Annotated in this window: 14 protein-coding genes; 5 read left to right on the forward strand and 9 right to left on the reverse strand. The window is 63.1% G+C overall.

The features are described 5' to 3' along the window. Position 1 precedes the first annotated feature (1 nt). Both CR492_RS03890 and CR492_RS03895 read right to left on the reverse strand, forming a co-directional pair. Positions 2-979: a cytochrome D1 domain-containing protein gene (locus CR492_RS03890; protein ID WP_180982412.1), complete on the reverse strand. Its 978-nt coding sequence runs from the start codon at positions 977-979 to the stop codon at positions 2-4. Positions 980-1,020: 41 nt separating this feature from the next. Beyond that, positions 1,021-1,572: an SRPBCC family protein gene (locus CR492_RS03895; protein ID WP_102842430.1), complete on the reverse strand. Its 552-nt coding sequence runs from the start codon at positions 1,570-1,572 to the stop codon at positions 1,021-1,023. Between the two features lie 162 nt (positions 1,573-1,734). Here CR492_RS03895 and pepN point away from each other — a divergent pair, with 162 nt between their 5' ends. From pepN to CR492_RS03910, 3 genes are all read left to right on the forward strand, one after another. Next, positions 1,735-4,401 carry an aminopeptidase N gene (gene pepN / locus CR492_RS03900; RefSeq protein ID WP_102842431.1) on the forward strand — a complete coding sequence of 889 codons (2,667 nt, stop codon included), beginning with the start codon at positions 1,735-1,737 and terminating at the stop codon, positions 4,399-4,401. 14 nt (positions 4,402-4,415) lie between these two features. Then, positions 4,416-5,084, forward strand: a complete 669-nt coding sequence (locus CR492_RS03905) for an O-methyltransferase (protein WP_102842432.1) — start codon at positions 4,416-4,418, stop codon at positions 5,082-5,084. Positions 5,085-5,425: 341 nt separating this feature from the next. Further along, a complete protein-coding gene (locus CR492_RS03910; protein ID WP_102842433.1) occupies positions 5,426-7,813 on the forward strand; it encodes a PAS domain-containing sensor histidine kinase in 2,388 nt (795 codons plus the stop codon). On the opposite strand, the gene CR492_RS03915 is transcribed toward CR492_RS03910, so the two are convergent. From CR492_RS03915 to CR492_RS03945, 7 genes are all read right to left on the reverse strand, one after another. Beyond that, positions 7,799-10,738 (reverse strand): bifunctional [glutamine synthetase] adenylyltransferase/[glutamine synthetase]-adenylyl-L-tyrosine phosphorylase, encoded by a 2,940-nt coding sequence (locus tag CR492_RS03915; protein ID WP_102842434.1) that lies wholly within the window; start codon positions 10,736-10,738, stop codon positions 7,799-7,801. The genes CR492_RS03910 and CR492_RS03915 overlap by 15 nt on opposite strands. Continuing rightward, a complete protein-coding gene (locus CR492_RS03920; RefSeq protein WP_102842435.1) occupies positions 10,735-12,198 on the reverse strand; it encodes an ATP-binding protein in 1,464 nt (487 codons plus the stop codon). The genes CR492_RS03915 and CR492_RS03920 overlap by 4 nt, the downstream gene beginning before the upstream one ends. Then, on the reverse strand, positions 12,182-12,865 hold the full coding sequence (locus CR492_RS03925) for a response regulator transcription factor (protein WP_102842555.1): 684 nt from the start codon (positions 12,863-12,865) through the stop codon (positions 12,182-12,184). Before CR492_RS03925 ends, CR492_RS03920 begins: the two co-directional genes overlap by 17 nt. A 133-nt stretch (positions 12,866-12,998) precedes the next feature. Continuing rightward, complete coding sequence (locus CR492_RS03930) at positions 12,999-14,582, reverse strand: Do family serine endopeptidase (protein WP_102842436.1); 1,584 nt, start codon at positions 14,580-14,582, stop codon at positions 12,999-13,001. Positions 14,583-14,963: 381 nt separating this feature from the next. Then, the gene (locus tag CR492_RS03935) at positions 14,964-15,695 is read right to left on the reverse strand and encodes a DUF2155 domain-containing protein (protein WP_102842437.1); all 732 of its coding nucleotides are present in this window, start codon (positions 15,693-15,695) and stop codon (positions 14,964-14,966) included. A 97-nt stretch (positions 15,696-15,792) separates the two neighbouring features. Continuing rightward, complete coding sequence (locus tag CR492_RS03940; RefSeq protein WP_102842438.1) at positions 15,793-16,194, reverse strand: NADH:ubiquinone oxidoreductase subunit NDUFA12; 402 nt, start codon at positions 16,192-16,194, stop codon at positions 15,793-15,795. A 99-nt stretch (positions 16,195-16,293) separates the two neighbouring features. Next, positions 16,294-17,505: an MFS transporter gene (locus CR492_RS03945; RefSeq protein ID WP_102842439.1), complete on the reverse strand. Its 1,212-nt coding sequence runs from the start codon at positions 17,503-17,505 to the stop codon at positions 16,294-16,296. Positions 17,506-17,854: 349 nt separating this feature from the next. Here CR492_RS03945 and CR492_RS03950 point away from each other — a divergent pair, with 349 nt between their 5' ends. Continuing rightward, the gene (locus CR492_RS03950) at positions 17,855-21,547 is read left to right on the forward strand and encodes a vitamin B12-dependent ribonucleotide reductase (protein ID WP_102842440.1); all 3,693 of its coding nucleotides are present in this window, start codon (positions 17,855-17,857) and stop codon (positions 21,545-21,547) included. 175 nt (positions 21,548-21,722) lie between these two features. Beyond that, complete coding sequence (locus CR492_RS03955) at positions 21,723-23,156, forward strand: hypothetical protein (protein ID WP_102842441.1); 1,434 nt, start codon at positions 21,723-21,725, stop codon at positions 23,154-23,156. The last annotated feature ends 73 nt before the right edge of the window (positions 23,157-23,229 follow it).

The raw sequence follows: 23,229 nt of genomic DNA on the forward strand, positions 1-23,229 counted from the left end.
CTCAGCGCGTCTCGCGCAGAAACAGGCCGAAAGAGCGCGGGCCGTCGCCAACCTCGATCTTCGCCGTGACCTTCAAGGTCTTTGGATCAATCGCCTGGACGTCATTCGAGAACCAGTCCACGACATAGAGCACGCTCCCGTCGGCGCTGGCCTGAAGCCCCTCGGGATATTCGCCGACCGACACGCGGCCGATCGGCTGGAGCGTTTCGAGATCGAAGGCCGAGACCGTTCCGCCATATTGATCGCTGGAAAAGCCACGACCGCCGGCCAGCGCGACGACATAGGGGCGCTTGCCGACGGGGACCGTTCCGATCAACGCGCGCGCCTTGAGGTCGATCACCGAAATATCGTTGCTTTCGACATTCGCCGTATAGGCGCGCGCGCCCTTGGCGTCGATCGTGACGCCGAAGGGATGCGCGCCCGTTTTCACCTTGGCGATCGACTGGAAACTGCTCGCATCAAGAATGGAGACAGCGTCGTCATCGCGGTCGGCGACGACGATCAGGCCCCCATCAGGCGACACTGCAACTCCTGAGGGCGATGCGCCGACCTCCGCGGTCGCGACGATGGCGCGCGCTTCGAGGTCGATCTTGTAGATGCGCGGCTGATAGAAGCCCGAGACATACAGGAAGCGCCCGGCCGGATCGGCGGCGACGCCGAGCGGCGTGTCCGGCATATCGATCCGCCCGCTGATCCGCCGCGAGGCGGCGTCGATCAGCGTGACGAATTTGCCCTCGGTGCTGGTGACGAAAGCGGTTGCGCCATCTTTCGACATGGCGATGCCGGCAGGCTTTCCGCCGACCTCTATACGGGCGATGGTCTTGCGCGCGACGAGATCGACGACGCTGACGCCGCCGCCGCTCTGCTCGGTGATGAAGGCTTCATCCGCCTGCGCGCGCGTCGCCGCGCCGGTCAGAAGCGCAAGCGCCGGAGCAAGCCGCAGCAGCAGAGGGGCGACGCGCCAGGGAATCCGGCGCATCAACCGATTTCGCAAACCGGCCGCCGTAGGGGGCGCATCATTTAGTTGGTCGCTTCGAGCTTCTTCTTGAGCGCCTCGAGCCCCGCTTTATAGACGCCGGTCACGGCGGTTTTGGCGGCTTCGTCGCTGAGTTCCGGCGGCGGATCATTGTTCGGATAGCCGCGATAAAAGGCGCCATGCCATTCGACCAGGCTCTTCTTGCCGTCGTCTTCCGCCTTCACCTCGAGCGTCGAGGAGTAATTGTTCACCGGCAGAACCTTCACGTCGACCTTGTCGATGCGATAGGAATAGCTGTGATCCTCAGCGCTATATTTATAGAGTTCTTCGTCGATCGTCGCGCCATTGCCGAGATCGAGCTGGCGCTTGGCGACGTCCGGCGTATTGCCGCCCTCGCCGGTCGTCTTCTGAATCGCGGGATGCCAGCTCATGTCCTGAAAATTGCCGATGACCGCCCAGACCTTGTCCGGCGGGGCGTTGATCTCGACGGATTCGGTCACTTTCTGCCGGGTCGGCCCATGCGCCAGCGCGGCGCCCGCGGCGCAGGCAATAAGGGCTGCCCCGCAGAGCGCAGAAGTGAGTAGGCTTCGAGCCATGGTGTCGCATCCCCTCGTTGCTTATTCTAAGTGTGGCGCGTCGCCGACGCCGCCGAACCGCGCTTCCCTGCACTTTGCGCCGCGCGGACGCAAGCCCTATGATCGCGGCAAAATCGGCCGGCGCCGCTTTCCGCGCCGCCCATTCTCCACGCCGAGGTCTTGATGCGTACAGACAGCGCTGAACCGGTTCGCCTGAAGGACTATAAAGCTCCCGACTATTTGATCGACAGCGTCGATCTCGCCGTCAAACTCCATCCGACCGCGGCAAGGGTCGTTGCGCGCCTCAACATCCGGCCAAATCCGAAAGGCCGCCCGGACGCCGCGCTGATCCTCGACGGCGACGGGCTGGTCGTCATCGGCGTCGCTATCGACGGCGAGTCGCCGGCGGAAGGAGCCGCCGCGATCAGCCCGCAGCAGTTCACCCTCGCCAACCCGCCGCAGCGGCCCTTTACCCTGGAAGTCGAGACCGAGATCAACCCTTCCGCGAACAGCCGCCTGATGGGCCTCTTCCGCTCCGGTTCGGCCTATTGCACGCAATGCGAACCGGAAGGGTTCCGCCGGATTACTTTTTTCCTCGACCGGCCGGACGTGCTCAGCGTTTATACGGTGCGGTTAGAGGCCGGCCGCGTCGAAGCGCCGCTCCTGCTCGCCAATGGCAATCTTGTCGAGGCAGGCGATCTTCCGCTCGATCAGGACGGCGGGGCGCGACACTACGCGGTCTGGCATGACCCTTTTCCAAAGCCCTCCTATCTCTTTGCGCTGGTCGGCGGCGACCTCGGCTCGATCCACGATGAATTTTTGACGCGGTCCGGCCGCAAGGTCGCGCTTGGCATCCATGTCGAACACGGCAAGGAGCCGCTCGCCGCCTATGCGATGGATTCGCTGAAACGCGCGATGACCTGGGACGAGACCGCCTTCGGCCGCGAGTATGATCTCGACGTGTTCAACATTGTCGCCGTATCCGATTTCAACATGGGCGCGATGGAGAACAAGGGCCTCAACGTCTTCAACGACAAATATGTGCTGGCCTCGCCGGCGACCGCGACGGACGCCGATTACGCCCATATCGAGGCCGTCATCGCACATGAATATTTCCACAACTGGACCGGCAACCGCATCACCTGCCGCGACTGGTTCCAGCTCTGCCTGAAGGAAGGCCTTACCGTCTTCCGCGACCATGAATTTTCGTCCGACATGCGCTCGCGCGCCGTGCATCGCATCGCCGACGTGCGCGCGCTGCGGGCCGCGCAGTTTCCCGAGGACGCAGGGCCGCTCGCGCATAATGTGCGGCCTGAAACCTATTACGAGATCAATAATTTCTACACGGCGACGATCTATGAGAAGGGCGCCGAAGTCATCCGCATGCTCAAGGTTCTGATCGGCGCGGAGAGTTTTTCGCGCGGCATGGATCTTTACTTCGAGCGTTTCGACGGGACCGCCGCAACGGTCGAGGATTTCATCTCCTGCTTCGCCGAGGCCTCTGGCCGCGACCTTGCCGATTTCTTCCGCTGGTACAAACAATCTGGCACGCCGCTGCTCGAAGCGGCTTCGTCCTATGACGCGAACGCCCGGACCTTCACGCTGCATCTCGCGCAATCGTCAAAGCCGACGCCCGGACAGGATCACAAAGAGCCGTTCGTCATCCCGGTCGCGCTCGGCCTCGTTGGTCCAAACGGAGATCTGCCGCTCACAACCGCGTCTGACGACGCCGCAAGCGCGCGCGAGATTGAAAGCGGCGTGTTTGTGCTGTCGACGCCGCAGCGAACCATCGCCTTCCGCGACGTCGGGAGCTGTCCCGCCCTTTCGATATTGCGCGGCTTTTCGGCTCCCGTGAGGCTCGATTATGCGGCGAGCGAAGCCGATCTCATTCGTCTCATCGCGCGCGACAGCGACAGTTTTACGCGCTGGCAGGCGGCCCAGACCTATGCGAGCCGGCTGCTCACGCGCGCGGTCGCCGACATCGTCGCCGGCAAGAACCCGGGCGAGGATCATGATTTCGTCGACGCGCTCGCCAGCGTGCTGACGGAAACCGCCGATCCCGCCTATGCGGCGCAAATGATTACCTTGCCGAGCGAGGCTGACATCGCCCGCGATATCGGCGAAAACATCGACCCCGACGCCATCCACGCCGCGCGGCTCGGCTTGCGGCGCGCGATCGGCAAGGGCCTTTCCTCGCATCTTCACGCCGCCTACGCCCGCCTTGCGCCGAACGGTCCCTATTCGCCCGACGCCGAGGCGGCCGGGCGGCGCGCGCTGCGCAACGCCGCGCTCGATCTTTTATGCGCGGGCGCGCCGGAGGAAGGCGCGGAGCTGGCGGCGCGGCAATTTGCGGCCGCCGACACCATGACCGACGAGATCGCCGCGCTCGGCGCTCTTGCGCAAACACAGGGCGAGGCGCGCGAGGAGGCTCTGACGATCTTCTACCGGCGGCACGCGCATGAAGCGCTTGTCATCGACAAATGGTTCGCGCTGCAGGCGATGCTGCCGGACGCCGATACGCTTTCCCGCGTCAAGGATCTGACGAGCCACCCGGCTTTCTCGATCGCCAATCCGAACCGCGTGCGCTCGCTCGTCGGCGCCTTCGCGACCGGAAATCTGACGCGGTTCAATGCGCCGGACGGCTCCGGCTTCGACTTCGTCGTCGAGATCGTTTTGAGGCTCGACTCGAAAAACCCGCAGGTCGCGGCGCGTCTCCTTTCCGCCTTCAAGAGCTGGCGCACGCTGGAGCCGGGGCGCAAAGCCCTCGCCAAGGCGGCGCTGCGCCGTATCGCGGTGCGCGATCGACTTTCCGCGGACGTCAGGGATATCGTCGACCGATCGCTCGGCTAATTACGGATGGACTTATGACGGAACAGCTTTGGACCGAGGTGGATTCTTATGTCTCCGGCCTGTTTGCGCCGGATGACGCGGCGCTCGAGGCCGCCCTCAAGGCCAGCGTTGAGGCCGGCCTGCCGGCGATCCAGGTCGCGCCGAACCAGGGCAAGTTTCTGCAGCTGCTCGCGCGCGCCATCGGCGCGCGGCGGATCCTCGAAATCGGCGCGCTCGGCGGCTACAGCACGATCTGGCTCGCCCGCGCGCTTCCCGCCGATGGAAGGCTGATCACGCTCGAAGCCGATCCGAAGCACGCCGCGGTCGCAACGAAAAACTTCGCGACGGCCGGCCTTTCCGACAAGATTGAGCTGCGCCTTGGCCTTGCAAAGGACACGCTGGCGCAGATCGCCGCCGAGGCGCAGGACCCATTCGATTTCGTCTTCATCGACGCCGACAAGGCGAACATCCCGGCTTATTTCACCGCGGCGCTTTCCCTGTCGCGCCCCGGCGCGCTCATCATCGTCGATAATGTGGTGCGCAAGGGCCGCGTGATCGAGCCGGACAGCGCTGATCCGGACGTAGAAGGCGTGAGAGCCTTCAATGACCTTGCCGCGCGCGAAACCCGGGTCAGCGCGACAACGATCCAGACGGTGGGATCCAAAGGCTATGACGGCTTCGCCCTGCTTTTGGTTAGAGCCTGAGCCCTCGTATTCGGCAGTCAGGCGTCGCTCGCGGACGGGCGCGCACGCCATTTTCGAAGCTCTGTTGAAGCGCAGTCTATCCGATTGATTTTTCAAATAGTCTTTGCGCGAAACACGCGCCGCGAGCATTTTGCGTCGCGTGCCTCATGTTATTTTTCAACAAGTTACAAGATCACCTGTGGCCTTGGCCAAGCAACCTCGGGATTTCGCCGTCAAGCCTATTTTTTTACATTCATTGTTAATGAATTCTCTGGACAAAAAAGCCAAGTCGGAGTCTCATGATTCTCGACTCGGGGGAGATGCGGCACATTTGCCCCGGGTCAGTTTCGAGGGGGACCGACATGGCGCGCGCAACCGCGGCCAGTGTGTCTGCACATGCAGACGCACGGCGTGAACTTGCCGGAAGCTCGGCGGCTGACGCTGAGATTGTACGTGCGGTCTTTCCGATCAGCGGCCTCGAAGTCTGGGTTCGCCGCGCCGTTCCCGCGATGGTCATTTTGTTCATCTGCGCGCTGGCCGCCATGACCGTGGCGATGGCGCGTGAGTCCTATGAGCGCGCCATCTCCGACTCGCTCGCCGATCTCGAGCTTCTCGCCGCAGTCGTCGCGGACGATCTGCGCGAGACGCTGAAGCACACATCGGCCAGCGAAATCCCCGCAGCCCTCACCGACGCCATGCCTTCGCGCGCCCTCGCCCGGGGCCAGCAAGCGATGATCACCGATCTCACCGGCGAGATCATTGCATCGACCCCTGGCGCACGCGCCATCCGCGGCCCCCTGCTCGACTTTCTCGGCCCCTCGCAGCCCTTGACGATCTTCGCCGAAAAGGCCGGCGTCCTGCGCATCATTCTGCCGGACGGCGCCGACGCGCTCGCAACCGTGCGCACGCTCAATCAACCCTTCGGCCAACTCGCCATCGTCTACCCGATGTCGGCCGTGCTGGCCGACTGGCGTGCATCCTCGCTGCGCACCGGGGTGCTGCTCATTGCAACGGCCCTGGTGTTGATCGCGCTGGCTCTTGCCTATTTCTGGCAGGCGTCCCGCGCACGTGAAGCAGACCGCGCTTGCGAACGGGTGCGCGACCGCATCGATACCGCGTTGAGCCGCGGCCGCTGCGGACTTTGGGACTGGGACCTCGCGCGCGGACGAATCTACTGGTCGGATTCGATGTACCAAATTCTGGGACTGGCGCCGGTTGGCAATTTCCTGTCGTTCGGCGACATCAACGCGCTGGTGCATCCGCAGGACGGCGACCTCGCCGCCATCGCCGAAATGCTCACCGCCTCGAAAGCGGAAAGCGTCGACCACGCGTTTCGCATGCAGAACGTCAAAGGCGAATGGGTATGGCTGCGCGCGCGCGCCGAACTCGTCCGCGAACAGCCCGGCGCAACGCCCCACCTTGTTGGCATCTGCGTCGACATCACTGAGCAGAAAACGCTTGCCGAACGCACGGCCACCGCCGACATGCGCCTGCGCGACGCCATCGAATCCGTGTCCGAGGCCTTCGTTCTCTGGGACGCCGACAACCAGCTCGTAATGTGCAATTCGAAGTTCCAGAAATTCCACAATCTGTCGAGCGAAGCGGTCATTTCCGGCACGCCTTATGCGCAGGTCATGGAGAAAGGCACGCCGCCCATGATCCAGGCGCAAACGGCGCTCGGCGAACGCCCGCAGGCAGGCGCGCGGACCTATGAGGCGCGGCTTGGCGACGGCCGCTGGCTGCAGATCAATGAACGGCGCACCAAGGATGGCGGCTATGTTTCCGTCGGCACCGACATCACCGCGCTGAAGCGTCACGAAGAACAGCTGATGGATAGCGAGCGGCGCCTTATGGCGACCGTCGCCGATCTCCGCAAATCGCGCCAAACGCTGGAGCAACAGGCGCAACAGCTCGCCGACCTTGCCGAGAAATATCTTGAACAAAAAGCCGAAGCCGAAACCGCCAACAGGGCCAAATCCGAGTTTTTGGCCAATATGAGTCACGAGTTGCGCACGCCGCTCAACGCGATCATCGGCTTCTCGGAAGTGATGCAACAGGAGACATTCGGTCCGCTGGGATCAAAAAAATACGTCGATTATTCGAGCGACATCAAGCAAAGCGGCGAATATCTGCTTGGCGTCATATCTGATGTGCTCGACATGTCGCGCCTTGAATCCGGCCGCGTGCGTCTGCAAAAAAGCGAATTCGAGCTCGACGCAGCGGTGGCCGGCGCCCTCGCAACCGTGGAGCAGATCGCGCGCGAGAAGGAGATCACCCTTGTCGCCGAGGCGATGCCCGGCAAGCGCGCCAACGCCGACCGCGCCGCCTTCGAGAAAATCCTGGCGATCCTCTTGCGCAATGCCGTCAAATTCACGCCAAAGGACGGCCGCGTCAGCGTGCGCGCGCGCTTCGTGCAGGGTGCCCTTAATGTTTATATCGAAGATACCGGCGTCGGCATCGCCCCGGCGGCGCAGGCCCGCCTCGGGCGCCCATTCGAGCAGTTGGGCGGAAGCCTCGACAATGGCATGAAGGGCTCGGGGCTTGGCCTTGCCATCGCGCGTTCGCTTGTTGATCTGCACGGCGGCTCCATGCGCATCCGCTCGACCGTCGGCTCCGGCACGATCGTGCTCGTGCATCTTCCGCAGTGGCGCGATGCGCCGCGTCAGAAACTGCTGTTGGCAGCGGCCGCCGCGCCGCGCCGGCCGCATGCGCCGGCGCAAAAGCTCCGCGCCTCTTCAGTGCGGCATTAGAACTTTCTCGAAGATCTTCCGCACAATGCGACGCCTGTCGCGAAAATCCGCTTCGAGGGCGCTGAGGCTTGGCAGCTCCGCCGCCGCCGCAAGCCGGCGCTTCACGCCCTCGCTGGCCTCGCGCGGATCTGCGCCGGGATCGAGCGCGAGCCGCAGCATTTGCATGACGCTCGTCATTACGTGGTAGGCGAAGAGCAAGTGGCGCGCGTCCTCGGTTTCGATCAAATGAAGCTCGGCCGCCGCCTCGATCATGCCGGACGTCGATGAGGAGATCATCGCCGGATAGTCCGCAGCATGGCGCAGCGTCAGATATTGCGCGATGAATTCGATATCGATCAATCCGCCGGACGCGAGCTTCAAATCCCAGCGGTCCTTGTCGCCTTTGACCTTGGCGATCAGCTTGCGCATCTCGCCGACTTCGCGCGCCAGCTGGTCCCCGCGCCTGCGCATAAGAACCGCGCGGATCGCCTGTTCGATCTCGTTCGTCAGGGCGCCGTCTCCGGCGATCGCGCGGGCGCGCGTCAGCGCCATATGCTCCCAGGTTTCCGCCGTGTTGTTTTGATAGTCGACGAAGCCGGCAAATTGCGTCGCCAGAGGCCCCTGACGCCCCGACGGGCGAAGCCGCATATCGACCTCGTAGAGGCGGCCCCGTTTGGTCGCGACCGTCAGCGCCGCAGTGAGCCGCTGCGCGACGCGCGTGTAATATTGCACGGCATGCAGGGGATGGGGGCCATCCGATTCCGGGTTTGCATGATCGAAGTCATATATGACGATCAGGTCGAGATCTGACGTCGCCGTCATCTCGCGCGCGCCGAGCCGGCCGAGCCCGAGGACGACGAGCCGCCCGCCCGGGACGCGTCCGTGCTCAGCTGCAAACATGCGCAGGATGAAGTCAAGGGCGGCGGCGACGATCGCCTGCGCAAGAAACGAATAGTCCCGCCCGGCATTGAGGGGCGTTATCGCTTCGGAAAAAAGCTTGAGGCCAATGCGAAACATCTCCTCACGCCCGAAATCGCGCAAAAGATCCAGAAACTCCTCGAAATGCTCCGTCTTCTGCGCGAGAAGCGCGGCGCGCGCGCGATAGACGGCGTCATCGGTCAGCGCCTCGAACATATGCGGCGCGATGGCGGCGTCGAGAAGATGCGGATTGGCGACGATCATTCGCGCCAGCCGCGGCGCGCCGCCGAGAATGTCGGCGAAGAGTTCGCAGATGGGCCGATTGGATTTCAAGAGCGAGAACAGTTCCACCGCGGCAGGCGTGTGCGCCAGCGCCTCGTCAAAGCCGGCGAGCGCAAGATCGGGCTCGCCAGACTTCGAGAAGGCTTGCAGCAGCGACGGAACGAGCTCGGTCAGCACCTCGCGCGCGCGCGCCGTGCGCACGGCGGGCCGGCGGCCGAAATGCCAGCCGCGGACGGTTTCAAGCGCCAGGGAGGGATCCTTGAAGCCGAGCCGCGTCAGCGTTTCCAGCGTTTCAGGGTCATGCTCCGCGCCCGTGAAAACGAGACTGCCGACGCTTGCGTCGAGCGCCGGCGCATGTTCGAACAGCCGCGCATAATGATGTGACACAAGGCCCATGCAGCGCATCAGGGCGCTCTCGAAGTCCGCCTCGCGTTCGAAGCCGCAGAAATGCGCGAAACGGGCCAGCTCGGCGGCGTCCTGCGGCAGGCGCTGGGTCTGTTCGTCTGCGATCATCTGCAGGCGATGCTCGACCTCGCGCAACACAACATAGGCGGCGCTGAGGTCGTTCACGGCGTCGGCCGGCGCCCAGCCGTCGGCGCCAAGTTCGGCGAGCATTTCGAGCGTGCGCGAGCCGCGCAGATTTGTCCGCTTGCCGCCGAAAATCAACTGTTGCGTCTGGACGAAAAACTCGACCTCGCGGATCCCGCCCCTCCCAAGCTTGACGTCGTGGCCCGGAACCGTCACTTCGGCGTGGCCGCGCACGGCGTGGATCTGGCGCTTCATCGCGTGGATGTCGGCGAGCGCCGCATAGTCGAAATATTTTCGCCAGATGAACGGCATCAGGGCGGCGAGAAACGCGCGCCCGAGCTCGAGATCGCCGGCCATTGCGCGCGCCTTGATGTAGGCGGCCCTCTCCCAGTTCTGGCCGAGCGTCTCATAATAGCTGTAGGCGGCCGGCAGCGAGACGGCGATCGCCGTCGAGCCGGGATCGGGACGAAGGCGCAGGTCGACGCGCAGCACATAGGAATCGGCGGACGCCTCCTGTAGCAGTTTGACGAGGCGCTTGGCGATCCGGACATAAACCGGCGAAGCCTCGCCGACGAGCGCCGGGCCGTGCGGATCGTAAAATACGACAAGATCGACGTCGCTCGAATAGTTGAGTTCGTTTGCCCCCAATTTGCCGAGGGCGAGAACGACGAGGCCGCAGCCGCGCTCCGGCGCGTCGAGCGAAGGAAGCTTCAGCTTGCCCGCATGATGCGCCTCGCGAAGCAGGAAGCGGAGCGCTGCCCCGATGAAGGCGTCGGCTGCAAGCGAGAGCGCCCGCGTCGTCTCGATGAGGTTTTTGGCGCCGCCAAGGTCGGCGAGCGCGATCAAAAGCGCGCTTTCCTGTTTGGCCTGCCGCAGCGCGCGCATGGCGACCGCTTCTTCCTGCGTTGAGTCGCAGGCCGCCGCCATTCGCGCGATCAATTCATGGAGCGAGCCGTCAAAATCGGCCTCAAGGCAGCGCGTCAGACGCGGGGGATCGCGGACGATGAGCCGCCAAAGGAAGGGCGAATGATCCGCCAGTCCAAGCAGGAGCCGTCTGACCTTCAGCTTTCGCACAAGGGGACGAAGTTCGACGCCCGTTTCCGAGCGGATGAGATCGGCGAGCCGCTCACGCGCGCGGGACGTATCGCTGACAAGGGGGGCCGTGCGAAGCGCCCGCCAGAGCGGCGTTGCGCCGGCCTCGCGCCCCGGCCGGGTCATGCGGCGGCCTCTGGCGGCGGCAGGCTGAGTTTCGGCGCCGGCTCGCTCTTGGCTCTTACGGTCGCGGCGGGAAGCGAGATGACGACGCGCAGGCCGGGCGCATTATCCTCAAGCCGCAGCGTTCCGCTATGCAGCCGCGCAACGGCTACGGCGAGCGAGAGTCCAAGGCCCGAACCAGGCCGCGAGCGCGAATTTTCGAGCCGCACGAAGCGGTCAAGCACGCGCTCGCGATCCGCCTCCGGAATGCCGGGGCCATGGTCGCCGACGACGATCTCGACGAAGGCGCCAGCGCGCCGCGCCAGGAGTTCGATAGTTTTTTGCGCGGGGCCATCCGCGGCCCCGGCCTCGGCAGGCTCCACGCCATATTTCAGCGCATTGTCGACGAGATTGGCGATCGCCTGGCCGACCAGTTCGCGGCTGCCGTGAATGATCAAATTCGGATGTGTCTGGACGTCAAGGCCGAGGCCAAGCTCTTCGACGGCCGGCTCGTAAAGCTCCCCAACGTCGGCGATCATTGCGCCGGCGTCGAAGTCGATTGCGCCCTCAGGGCCAGATCCCGCCTCAGCGCGGGCGATCTTGAGCAGCGCGTCGAAAATCTGGATCAGCCGGTCGGATTCCTCCAGCACCTTTTCGAGCGCGCCGCGATAATCTTCCGGCGTCTTGCCGAATTGCAGCGCGGCTTCCGCGCGCGCGCGAAGGCGCGTCAGCGGCGTCTTGAGGTCATGGGCGATATTGTCGCTGACCTGCTTCAGCCCCGTCATCAGAAGCGAGATGCGATCGAGCATGGCGTTGAGATTTTGCACGAGCCGGTCGAGTTCGTCGCCGGTGCCGGCAATCGGAAGCCGGCCGGTGAGATCGCCGGCGACGATGATTTTCGCCCGCGCATTGATAGCGTCCACCCGGTTCAGCACGCGGCGCGCCACCCAAAGCCCGCCCAGCGTGCCGATCGCCACCAGCCAGATCAGCGAGGTCAGCAAGGCGCCGCGCAAAATGTTGCGCAGACTTTCGCCTTCTTCGAGATCATGCCCGACGACGAGGCGGAAGCCAGCCGGCAGCACGAAGACACGGGCGAGCGCACGTCTTTGCTTACGAAGCGCTCCGGCCGGCTCATAGGTGGTCTCGACGAGGCCCGGCCGTTCCAGCACGCCCGGGGGCAGGCTGGCGATATTGCCGACAAGAGGCTCGCCCGCCCCGGTGGTCACGAGATAGAGATCGGCGCCCGGGCGCTGCGTGCGGTTTTCGACGCTTTGGACGAGACGGCGGATGCCGCCCTGCGCATATTGCTCTGCCAGTCCCGCAATGTCGGCGTCGACCGTATTGGCGATCTGCTGGTCGATCAGCATCTTCACATTGTCGCCGACGCTACTCAGGACGAGGCCGGCGCCGATGGCGGAAATGACCAGAAACGCCAGCGAAACCTTGAAAACCGTCGTGCGAAAAAGCTTAGCGAGCGCCGTCACGGACCATATATCCGGCGCCGCGAATGGTCTGCAAAAGGGGCGGTTCGAAACCCTTGTCGATCTTGCTGCGCAAGCGGGAAATATGGACGTCGATGACATTGGTCTGCGGATCAAAATGATAATCCCAGACATTCTCCAAAAGCATGGTGCGCGTCACCACCTGCCCCGCATGCCGCATCAGATATTCGAGCAGGCGGAACTCGCGCGGCTGCAACTGGACCTCCTTGCCTTCGCGCGTGACCTTATGCGCCAGCCGGTCAAGCTCGAGACCGCCGACGCGGTAGACGGTCTCTTCGCCCGTCCCGTTCTGCTTGCGCCGGGCCAGGACTTCAACGCGGGCGAGAAGTTCGGCGAAGGCGTAGGGTTTTGCGAGATAGTCGTCGCCCCCGGCCCTGAGGCCCTTGACGCGGTCGTCGACCTGCCCCAGCGCGGAGAGGATCAGCACGGGCGTTTCGACCTTCTGCGCCCGCAATCCGCCAATCAGCGACAGGCCGTCGAGCTTCGGCAACATGCGGTCGATGATGAGGACGTCGTAATCCTCCTCGCGGGCCCGGGCGTAGCCTTCGAGCCCGTCGCCAACATGGTCGGCGACATGTCCTGCCTCACGGAATGCCTTGGCCATGTAATTGGCCGCTTCCGAATCATCTTCGACGATGAGAATGCGCATGGACGGCATCATACTCGATTCTCCAAAAAGCATCAGGCCGGGAGTTTCCTCCCGGCCTGTGCGTCCTGGGGCCCGCGACGCAGCGGGGGGCGTCCCGTCGCGGACCCACTCAAGTCTCTCTAGGGAGCGAGACTCAGGAAGCGGGGTTGGTCGCCACGGCCACGAAGCGAGTGCCCTCGCCGCTCTTGACCCGCAGCAACACGGCCTTGCGGCCTTCCTTCTTCGCGTCGGCGATAATCGCCGCAATTTCGGACGGCTTGCTCACCGCGCGGCCGCCGGCCTCGAGGATGAGATCTCCGACCCTGAGGCCCTTCTGGGCGGCCGAGCCTTCGGGATCGATGTCGGCGACAACGACGCCATCATTACCCGCGCCCTGCACCGAGGAAGCCGGAGCCAGCTTCAGCCCGAGGCCGGCGATGGCGGAATTATCCTGCAGCGCCGCGGGCTTGGCCGCCTCCTTCTCGTCCGGCAGCGAGCCGAGCTTCACCGCGACGGTCTTTTCCGACCCGTCGTGCCAATAGAGCAGATCGGCCTTCTTGCCCGGACCAAGCGCCGCCACCTTCTTGGCGAGATCGCGCGGACCATCGATACGCTCGCCATTGACGCCGAGGATGATGTCGCCGGATTTGATGCCGGCTTCCTTGGCGGGCGAATTCTCCTGCGCGTCGGCGACAAGCGCGCCCTTGCTCGACTTGAGGCCGAGGCTGTCGGCGATCTCGTCGGTCACCGGCTGAATCTGAACGCCGATCCAGCCGCGGGCGACCGAGCCCTTGTCTTTCAGCGTGGCGATGATCGACTGCGCCGTCTCAGAGGGAATGGCGAAGCCGATGCCAACGCTGCCGCCGGACGGCGAGAAGATCGCCGTGTTGACGCCGACGACGTCGCCCTGCGTGTTGAAGGTCGGGCCGCCCGAATTGCCGCGGTTCACCGGCGCGTCGATCTGCAGGAAGTCGTCATAGGGGCCAGCGCCAATGTCGCGGCCGCGGGCCGAGACGATGCCGGCCGTCACCGTGCCGCCAAGACCGAACGGATTGCCGACCGCGATCACCCAGTCGCCGACGCGGGGCGTCGCGCTGGAGAATTTCACATGCGGATAGGAGCCGTCTTCCTTGATCTTCAGAAGGGCGAGATCGGTCTTCTTGTCGGCGCCGACGACAGTGGCGTGAAGGGTTTTGCCGTCGTCCGTGGTCAGGGTGACATCGGTCGCCTTCTCGACGACATGGTTGTTGGTGACGACATATCCGTCGGACGAAATGATGAAGCCCGAGCCCTGCGCCTGCGCCATATGCGGCTTGCCGGGACCGCCCTGGCCGAACTGATGCGGCGCGCCCGGCTGGCCAAAGCGCTTGAAGAAGCGCTCGAGCGGATCGCCCGGCTGGAGCCGCGGGATCTGGCCGGGACGCGGCGAATCACTGTTGTCGTCGTCATCGTCCGAGGCGTCGGCGGTCTCGGTAATCTTGACCTTGACCGAAACAACGGCGTGGCGAACGCTGTCGACGACATCTGCAAAGGAAACCGGCGAAACGGACGGCGCCTGCGCCGCGATGGGCGCGGCGGTTTCGGCAATTGCGGAATGAGGCGAAACGAAGCCAGTCGTCAGCGCTCCGGTCAGGGCGGCCGTCGCTACGGCGCCAAGCAGAACGACCCGAAGGCCGCGCCGGGGCGCGGGATGCGATTGGCCATTCTGTTCAGAACCAGGAAGCAAGGGAAGAGCCATCGAGTTTGTTCTCCATCATGGATAACGGGCAAAGGGGAAGGGCTTGCGCGCAAACAGCGGCCGGGCCGGGCTGATTGAGGCAGTTTGCCGGGGCCAGGCTTACGCCTCCGTTTCGGTCAGATGAAACTTAGGACAGGTTTGCCGCGCCAATTCGAAAGACCGCGCGGGTCGCGTCGCACCGGCAGGACGGGGGCGATTTGGTCTCGCCAGTCCACGCCACAGGCCGTATGTCCCCGATGGGTAGATTTGGCGCGCAATGCGCCAAAGCAAGGGCGCCCTCACCACTTCCGGGGGGTATTTTCAAGGCACGGGCAAGACAAGCCGCGGGACGCCCGCCAGGGGCAGCGCCAAGACGGTTGCCGGTGGTCCTGCTGCGCGCGATTACCGCGCGCGCGGATCTGGAATATCGCCGGGCGGAACGGGCGATTCGAAATCATCAAGCGGAGCCTGGCGCCGCGCGCGCGGCTGCGTCGGCGGCGGCCGGAATCCCGGCGGCGGCGCGACCTCGACGGGGGCCTGATCCTGAATGGGCGGCGGCTCGCCGAAATTATCCACAGGCGGCTGTGGCGGCTGCGGCTGGACGCGACGCGGTTTCGTCGCCTTCTTCGGCGCCGGGCTTGCGTTTTCCGGCGGCGGAAGCGACGGCTCGGCGACGGCCTCCGGGCTCGCGATGACCTCCTTGCCGCCTTTGCAGTCGGTCAGCCAGATGTCGTAGATCGGATGCTCGATGCCATGCAGGCCGGGGCTCGCCGCAAACATCCAGCCGGAAAATATCCGCTTATATTCGTTCTTGGCGTCGACCTCGTCGACCTCGACAAAGGTCGTCGTCTGCGGCGCTTCGGTCGCGGGTCGCGTGTAGCAGGCGCGCTCGGTGATCTGCAGCGTGCCGAACTGCACGGTTTCGTCGGTCGCGACCTCGAAGGTGATAATCCGTCCGGTAATCTTGTCGAGGCCGGAAAACACCGCGATCGGATGCTTGATGCGGTCGGCCTGAGCCGGCCCCGCCGCGAGGACGCCAAGCGCCGCGGCGGCGAAAAGCCCCGCGGCGGCGAAAAGCCGGCGAGCCGGCCAGCTTTTGCACCGAAGCGAGGGGCGGATCGCGGCTTCGCTCATGGATATTTTATGTGACAAGAGAGCCTGCCGATAGCTCGCGCAGGGCGTCCTGACGGAGCGGCCGCCCGGAAAACATCATATCGCGGGTCGCTCTCAATTAACCTTCGGGGGCCCAGGCCTCGTAATCGCCGGTGGCTTTCGGCCGGGCGTTGGCGCGCAGCGTCGAACCCGGCGGGCGCCATGCTTCCGGCGTGCCGGTCAGATTGGGCAGATGCGGCAATTGCCACGGACGCGGCTTGTAATCTTCTTCCGTCGGCGGCGTATCGACCGTGTGATGCAGCCAGCCGTACCAGCCGGGCGGCGTCTTCGATCCTTCGCTGACCCCGGCGTAAATCACCCAGCGCCGCTCGAAGCCCAGCGCCGGATCGATCACATGGGAGCGGTAATAGCTGTTGCCGAATTCGTCGGTTCCAACCAGCTTGCCGTGGCGGGCCGTGTAAAGCTTGGTGTTCAGGGTCTGCCCGTTCCACCATGTGAAGATCAACAAAAGCCATTTCATCACGGCGCGCCTCGAACTTGAGCTTGGCAGACGGGTCCCTGTCGCGCTGACTTTATGGCGGGCGCCGGGCTTGCTGTCCAGCCCGATGGCGCCGCGCGCTCAGGGCGCCGGCTCGAGATGGCGCGCAAGGGCGAGGGCCAGCGGAAAGATGGAAAGCGCAACCATCGCTGTGGCGGCGACTGCCCAATTCGCGCCGACGGCGTCGCCGAGCACGCCATAAAAAATGGGCGAGACGGCTCCCGACCCGATCGTGCCGGTATAAAACAGTGCAAAGGCCCGCTCGACGCGATGGGGCGGCGTCAGCTCCGGGACCGTTCCATAGAGGACCGACGAGGTTCCGTTCAGCATGATTCCGAGCAGCGGCAGCAAGACGAGGATGGCCGGAAGCGGCAGGATCAGAACGGCCAGAATGGCGGCGGCCGTCCCGCCCTCGGTCAGCAGCACGGTCCGCAGCACGCCGATGCGCGCGCCAAGCCAGCCGCAGGCGAATTTTCCGGCCGCCCCGCCGATGAAGACGAAAGACAGCGCGAGGCCAACAGTCGGCAAAGAGGCCCCATGCGCCTTGAGAATAAAGGGAAGGAAGGTCAAAAAGCCCATCCGCACGCCGGTATCGAGCACGCCGATGGCAAACAGCAGCGGAAAGCCGCCGCGCCCTTTGCCCCTCGCTTCCGGTCGCTCGTCCGCCGCGCCCGCTCGGGGGATCGGCGGCATCAGAGCGGCAATAGCAATCGCCGTGGCGACGCCGATAAGGGCGAGGAGCCAGAGGGCATGGCGCCAGGACATGAAGATGAGCAGCAAGGAAGTGAGAGCGGGAATGGCCGCTTTGCCAAGATCGCCCGAAAAATTATAGACGCCAAGCGGCCCGCGCGAGGCCTTGCCATAGGCGCGCGACACGGCCGCCGAGGCGATCGGATGCTGCGTGCTGGAGCCGGCGCCGGAGATGGCGAGCGCGGCGCAAAGACCCGCCAAGCCGCCGGACGCCCCGGCAAGAGCGTAGCCGATCCCTGACAGGGCCGTGCCAAGCGCCAGAATGATTCGGCCGTCCCATCTTTCGGCGAGACGCCCGACCGGAACCTGCAGCGCCGCCATGCTCGCGGCGTAGAGCGCGCGCAGCAGCGCCAACATGCCAAAGCCAAGCGCAAACTCGGCCTGCCAGACAGGCAGCAGGATGTAAATCAGGTCCGTATAGCCATCGTGCAGCGCATGCGCCGTTCCGGCGACGGCGAGGGTGCTGCGCGCCTGCGAAGGGCGCGCCCCGACCGCGCCGTCAAAAGCGTTTTCACCCGGTCTCGCGCCGCGATGTACCGTCAATAGCCGGGTCCTTCTCCCACTCCGACGAACGGCCGCCCATTTTTCGGCGGCGAAGGCGCCGCGCCCTGCCCTTCTTTTTCATGATTCTGGATCGATGAGAATCCCAAATCGTCATGATCGAAAGCGGCTCATTTGCATTAAATTACCAAATGATCAGCGCTCTGGCCGCAGCAGGCGAGACCTTGGCGGACGATTCGACTGGCCTGGATCGGAGTTCTCCACAAGCCTCGTTAAACTGTGTGGAAGGCAAATTTATTCATTGTTCCTTGCCACAAGATGTACGACATTTACGGCATCTTAAACGTTCAGCCACTATATATGGTAGAGACGACAGCCGGGGATACGACAGATGCAGATCGCGCGCCGCTATACGAAAGAGGGTCAGTCTCCCTATGCGGAGATCGAATTCCGCTTCGCCAACAGCGAGATCCGCAATCCCGACGGATCCGTCGTGTTCTCGCTGAAGGACGTCGAGATTCCGGCTGCCTGGAGCCAGGTCGCGACCGACGTTCTGGCGCAGAAATATTTCCGCAAGGCCGGCGTTCCCGCCCGCCTCAAGCGAATCGAGGAGACCTCCGTCCCCTCCTTCCTCTGGCGCACGGTCGCCGATGAGGCGGCGCTCAATGCCCTGCCCGAGGCCGAACGCTGGACCTCCGAGATCTCTGCCCGGCAGGTGTTCGACCGGCTCGCCGGAACCTGGACCTATTGGGGCTGGAAGGGAGGCTACTTCGATTCGGAAGATGATGCGAGCGCCTTTTTCGACGAATTGCGCTACATGCTGGCAAAGCAGATCGCCGCGCCGAATTCGCCGCAATGGTTCAACACCGGGCTGCATTGGGCCTATGGCGTCGACGGCCCGAGTCAGGGGCATTTTTACGTCGATCCCTTTAGCGGCGAACTGACCGCCTCGACGTCATCCTATGAGCATCCGCAGCCGCACGCCTGTTTCATCCAGTCCGTCGCCGACGACCTCGTCAATGAGGGCGGCATCATGGATCTTTGGGTGCGCGAGGCGCGTCTGTTCAAATATGGTTCCGGCACCGGCTCCAATTTCTCGAAGCTGCGCGGCGAGAATGAAAAGCTCTCGGGCGGCGGCAAATCCTCCGGCCTGATGTCGTTTTTGAAGATCGGCGACCGCGCCGCCGGCGCAATCAAGTCGGGCGGCACGACGCGCCGCGCCGCCAAGATGGTCGTGGTCGACGTCGATCACCCCGACATCGAAGACTACATCCAGTGGAAGGTGCGCGAGGAGCATAAGGTCGCCGCGCTCGTCGCCGGCTCCAAGGCGCTGCGCAAGGCGTTAAAGGCCGTGGCGCGCGCCTGCGTCAATTGCGACGGCCCGGGCGATGATTGCTTCAACCCGGAAAAAAACCCGGCGCTGAAGAAAGAGATCAAGCTCGCCCGCCGCGCCTTCGTGCCCGACGCCTCGATCAAAAAGGCGATCCAGCTCGCGCGTCAGGGCGAGCGGGAGATCGACTATGAGACCTTTACGACCGATTGGGACAAGGAAGCCTATCTCACCGTCTCCGGCCAGAACTCCAACAATTCCGTGCGCGTCACCGACGATTTTTTGCGCGCGGTTGAGGAGGATTCCGACTGGACGCTGACGCGCCGGCTCGACGGCAAGGCGCACAAGGTGTTGAAGGCGCGCGCGCTGTGGGAGAAAATCGGCGAGGCCGCCTGGGCTTCCGCCGATCCGGGGCTGCAATATCACACGACGATCAACGATTGGCACACCTGCCCGGCCGAAGCGCCGATCGTCGCCTCGAACCCCTGCTCCGAATATATGTTTCTCGACGATACGGCGTGCAATCTCGCCTCGCTCAATCTGTTGCAGTTCCGCGAACCCGTCACCGGCGCAATCGACATTCAATCCTATGAACACGCCGTGCGGCTGTGGACCGTCGTGCTCGAGATTTCGGTGATGATGGCGCAATTTCCCTCAAAGGAGATCGCGGTCAACTCCTACCGCTATCGCACGCTCGGTCTTGGCTATGCCAATATCGGCGGTCTTTTGATGTCGTCCGGCATATCTTACGACAGCGATCAGGGCCGCGCGATCTGTGGCGCCTTTTCGGCGATCCTGACCGGCGTCTCCTACGCCGCCTCGGCCGAGATGGCGCGCGAGCTTGGCGCCTTCGAGGGCTATGGCGCCAACGAAGAGGCCATGCTGCGCGTGATGCGCAACCACAAGCGCGCCGCCGATGGCGAGGCCTTTGGCTATGAGGCGCTCTCGATCGCCCCTGTGCCGCTGGATCTTGCGGCGCTCGGGCAATTCAGCGCGCTCGGCGCCCATGCAAAAGCCGCCTGGGCGCAGGCTGTCGAGCTTGGCGAGACGCATGGCTATCGCAATGCGCAGGTCTCCGTCGTCGCCCCGACCGGCACGATCGGCCTCGTGATGGATTGCGACACCACCGGCATCGAGCCGGATTTTGCGCTGGTCAAATTCAAGAAACTCGCCGGCGGCGGCTATTTCAAGATCATCAACCGCGCCGTTCCCGAAGGGCTGCGCTCGCTCGGCTACGGGCAAAAGGAAATCGACGACATCATCGATTACGCGGTCGGCCGCGCCACCTTGAAAAGCGCGCCGGGGATCAACCATGAGACGCTGAAGGCGAAGGGCTTTACGGAGAAGAAGCTTAACGAGCTGGAAGGCACGCTGAAGGGCGCCTTCGACATCAAATTCGTCTTCAACAAATGGACGCTTGGCGCGGAGTTTCTGATGCAGGAGCTGAAAATCCCGGCTGACAAACTCGAGGATCAGAATTTCAGCCTGCTGACATGGCTCGGTTTTTCACGCGGCGAAATCGAGGCCGCCAACACCTATGTCTGCGGCGCCATGACGGTCGAGGGCGCGCCGCATCTGAAGCTTGCCCATTATGGCGTGTTCGATTGCGCGAGCCCGTGCGGGCGCACGGGAAAACGCTATCTGTCGACGCAAAGCCACATCCGCATCATGGCGGCGGCGCAGCCCTTCATTTCGGGCGCGATCTCGAAAACCATCAACATGCCGAACGACGCCTCGGTGGAGGATTGCAAGGACGCCTATATGTTGTCGTGGCGGCTTGGCCTCAAGGCCAATGCGCTCTACCGCGACGGCTCGAAACTGTCGCAGCCGCTGAACAGCCAGCTGATCGAGGATGACGACGACGAGGCGGAGGAAGCCGTCGAAGTGTTGATGGCCTCCAACGCGCCCGCGCGAACCGCGGCCGTCGCGGAAAAAATCGTCGAACGCATTGTCGAGCGGATCGAGCGCACCCGCGAGCGCGAGCGCCTGCCCGACCGCCGCAAAGGCTACACCCAAAAAGCCGTCGTCGGCGGCCACAAGGTCTATCTGCGCACCGGCGAATATGGCGACGGGCGCATCGGCGAAATCTTTATCGACATGCATAAGGAAGGCGCCGCCTTCCGCTCGCTGATGAATAATTTCGCCATCGCCATTTCGGTCGGCCTGCAATATGGCGTGCCGCTCGACGAATATGTCGACGCCTTCACCTTTACGCGCTTCGAGCCGGCGGGCCTCGTGCAGGGCAATGACGCGATCAAGAACGCCACCTCGATCCTCGATTATATTTTCCGGGAGCTGGCGATCTCCTATCTCGGCCGCAACGACCTCGCCCACATCGACCCGTCCGACATTGGCCATGACGTGCTCGGCAAGGGCGAGACGCAGGGCAAGCCGCCGGCGGGCGGTTCGGGCGGCGGTTCTTCTGCGACTGCGGCGCCGGGGGCGGCAAAATTCGTCTCGAGCGGTTTCGTACGCTCCAAGAGCGACAAGCTGATGCTGATCTCCGGCGGCTACGGTGGCAGCCAGGCCGCGACGGCGCTGAAGGAAAATCTCGAACAAGACGTCGAGGCTGAACTCGGCCAGCTCAACTGGACAACGCCGGCGGAAGGCGCAGCCATAGCCGAAAAGCGCAGCCAGGCCCGCATGAAAGGCTACACCGGCGAAGCCTGTGGCGAATGCGGGAATTTCACGCTGGTGCGGAATGGCACGTGCTTGAAGTGTGATACCTGTGGTGGGACCACGGGATGTAGTTGAGGATTAATGCGACCGGCGCGCACGATAAGCGTTCACCAGCTAGAAGCGAACACTGTTAGCTCAACATTGCGGAACTTCTGCGAGGAACGTCTAAGGGACGCTCAGAAAAGTAGAGAGCGCTCGCGACCTTGGTTGCGCGCTCGCGATGCAATAAAGGTTCGCTTCTGGGTGGTGAATGGCTCGAGTTAAAGACCCCACGCTTTTTTCTGTGTACTTTGGGGTCGAGAGTGACGCTCTTCAAGCGGCCGGTCTAATTGATCCCTTTTTAGACGTGGACATAAACCTCTTCATCGATCCTGTTCTCCTTGAGAAATCGTCACATCCGCAGATCAGAAAACAGGGTATCGACGAATTCCGTAGGCACTTTCAGAACTTTGTGCGTCTGCTTGCGATATCTAAAGAAGAGAACGATGCGGCTTGGAAGGCTGCCCGACGTCAACTTGATCTGCGAGAGCCTCCGGAAAACGGTCTTGGATACGGGGGCAGCGGGCGGTCAGGTAGTTCGCGACCCGAGGACGTTCGCATAGCGATTATGCGCACTAGCAAGGAGATCATTGAGCTGGGGGCTAATGACCCGGAGATGGTATCCTTGATGGGGTTTTTCGAAGAGAATGTAGGGGCTGACACCATAAGTGACTTTACCGCCCGTGTGATTACTGAGCAGCTAGCGTCAATAACTGAAGCATTTTGCAAAGCCAACAGCATTCCCGTGCACGATTGCAATGTGAGCACCGATCACAAGCTCCCTCTATTCACAACCGTTAGGGGACGGAAAGTGCCAATCGTGCTCGTGCCGTTAGATATCGTTCGGGAGCTTCCAGTCGCTAATGATTGGTCAGAAATAGAAAGAGCCGCACTTCAAAATGCCCGCATACGTGACAGGGTCAATAGATACTTGGGAGGCCTTGCACGACCAACCATAGCAGACCGAAAATTTGCCTTGCGAAAAGCGGCTATGGGATCAGTGGAAGACTTCGACCTTTTCCTTGCCGCTGTGAAAGACAATGTAACCAGCTATGATCCCAATCTTGATGCGCTTGGATATTACCGCCTAAAGGCGATCTTCTCAAATGGATTTGAGGGATTAAAGCAACCGCGCACCTACAATTTGTCAGTCGGGCCGCAAGAGATCATCAGGTTGGTCAATGATACGCTCGACTTATTCAAGCGGCATGTTGAAAAAGGCAACCTCTGGGAGGAGTTGTGGATTGAGGGTAAACCAAAGAAAGAGCGAGCTTCCCAGCTAATCTATTACGCAATCGCCGACGCTTTCTGCAAGGCCAACAACGTAGATATTTCCCCGGAGGCGAACATGGGCGGCGGCCCAATCGATTTCAAATTCTCATCAGGCTACGCCGCACGAGTGCTCGTTGAGATGAAGCGCTCTGGTGGCACTGTGGTCCACGGATATGAGAAACAACTGGAATTCTACAAAGACGCTTCACAGACGGAGTTCGGTATTTTCGTGATTATCGACTATGGAGACCTGGGTAACAAAGTGAATGAGATCAGGCAAATTCAGCAAACTCGAATTGATATTGGTGCGAGGGCATCGGAGATAATCGTAATCGATGCAACCCCAAAGGCTTCGGCGAGCAAGAGAAAATAATGCGCCCTCGCGTTTGCCGCCTCTGGCCGCACCACACCATTCATCGCACGGCTGACCCGAGCGCATCGGGATT

Origin of the sequence: Methylocella silvestris, from assembly GCF_002891535.1 — a bacterium.
In the GTDB taxonomy this organism is placed as follows: domain Bacteria; phylum Pseudomonadota; class Alphaproteobacteria; order Rhizobiales; family Beijerinckiaceae; genus Methylocapsa; species Methylocapsa silvestris_A.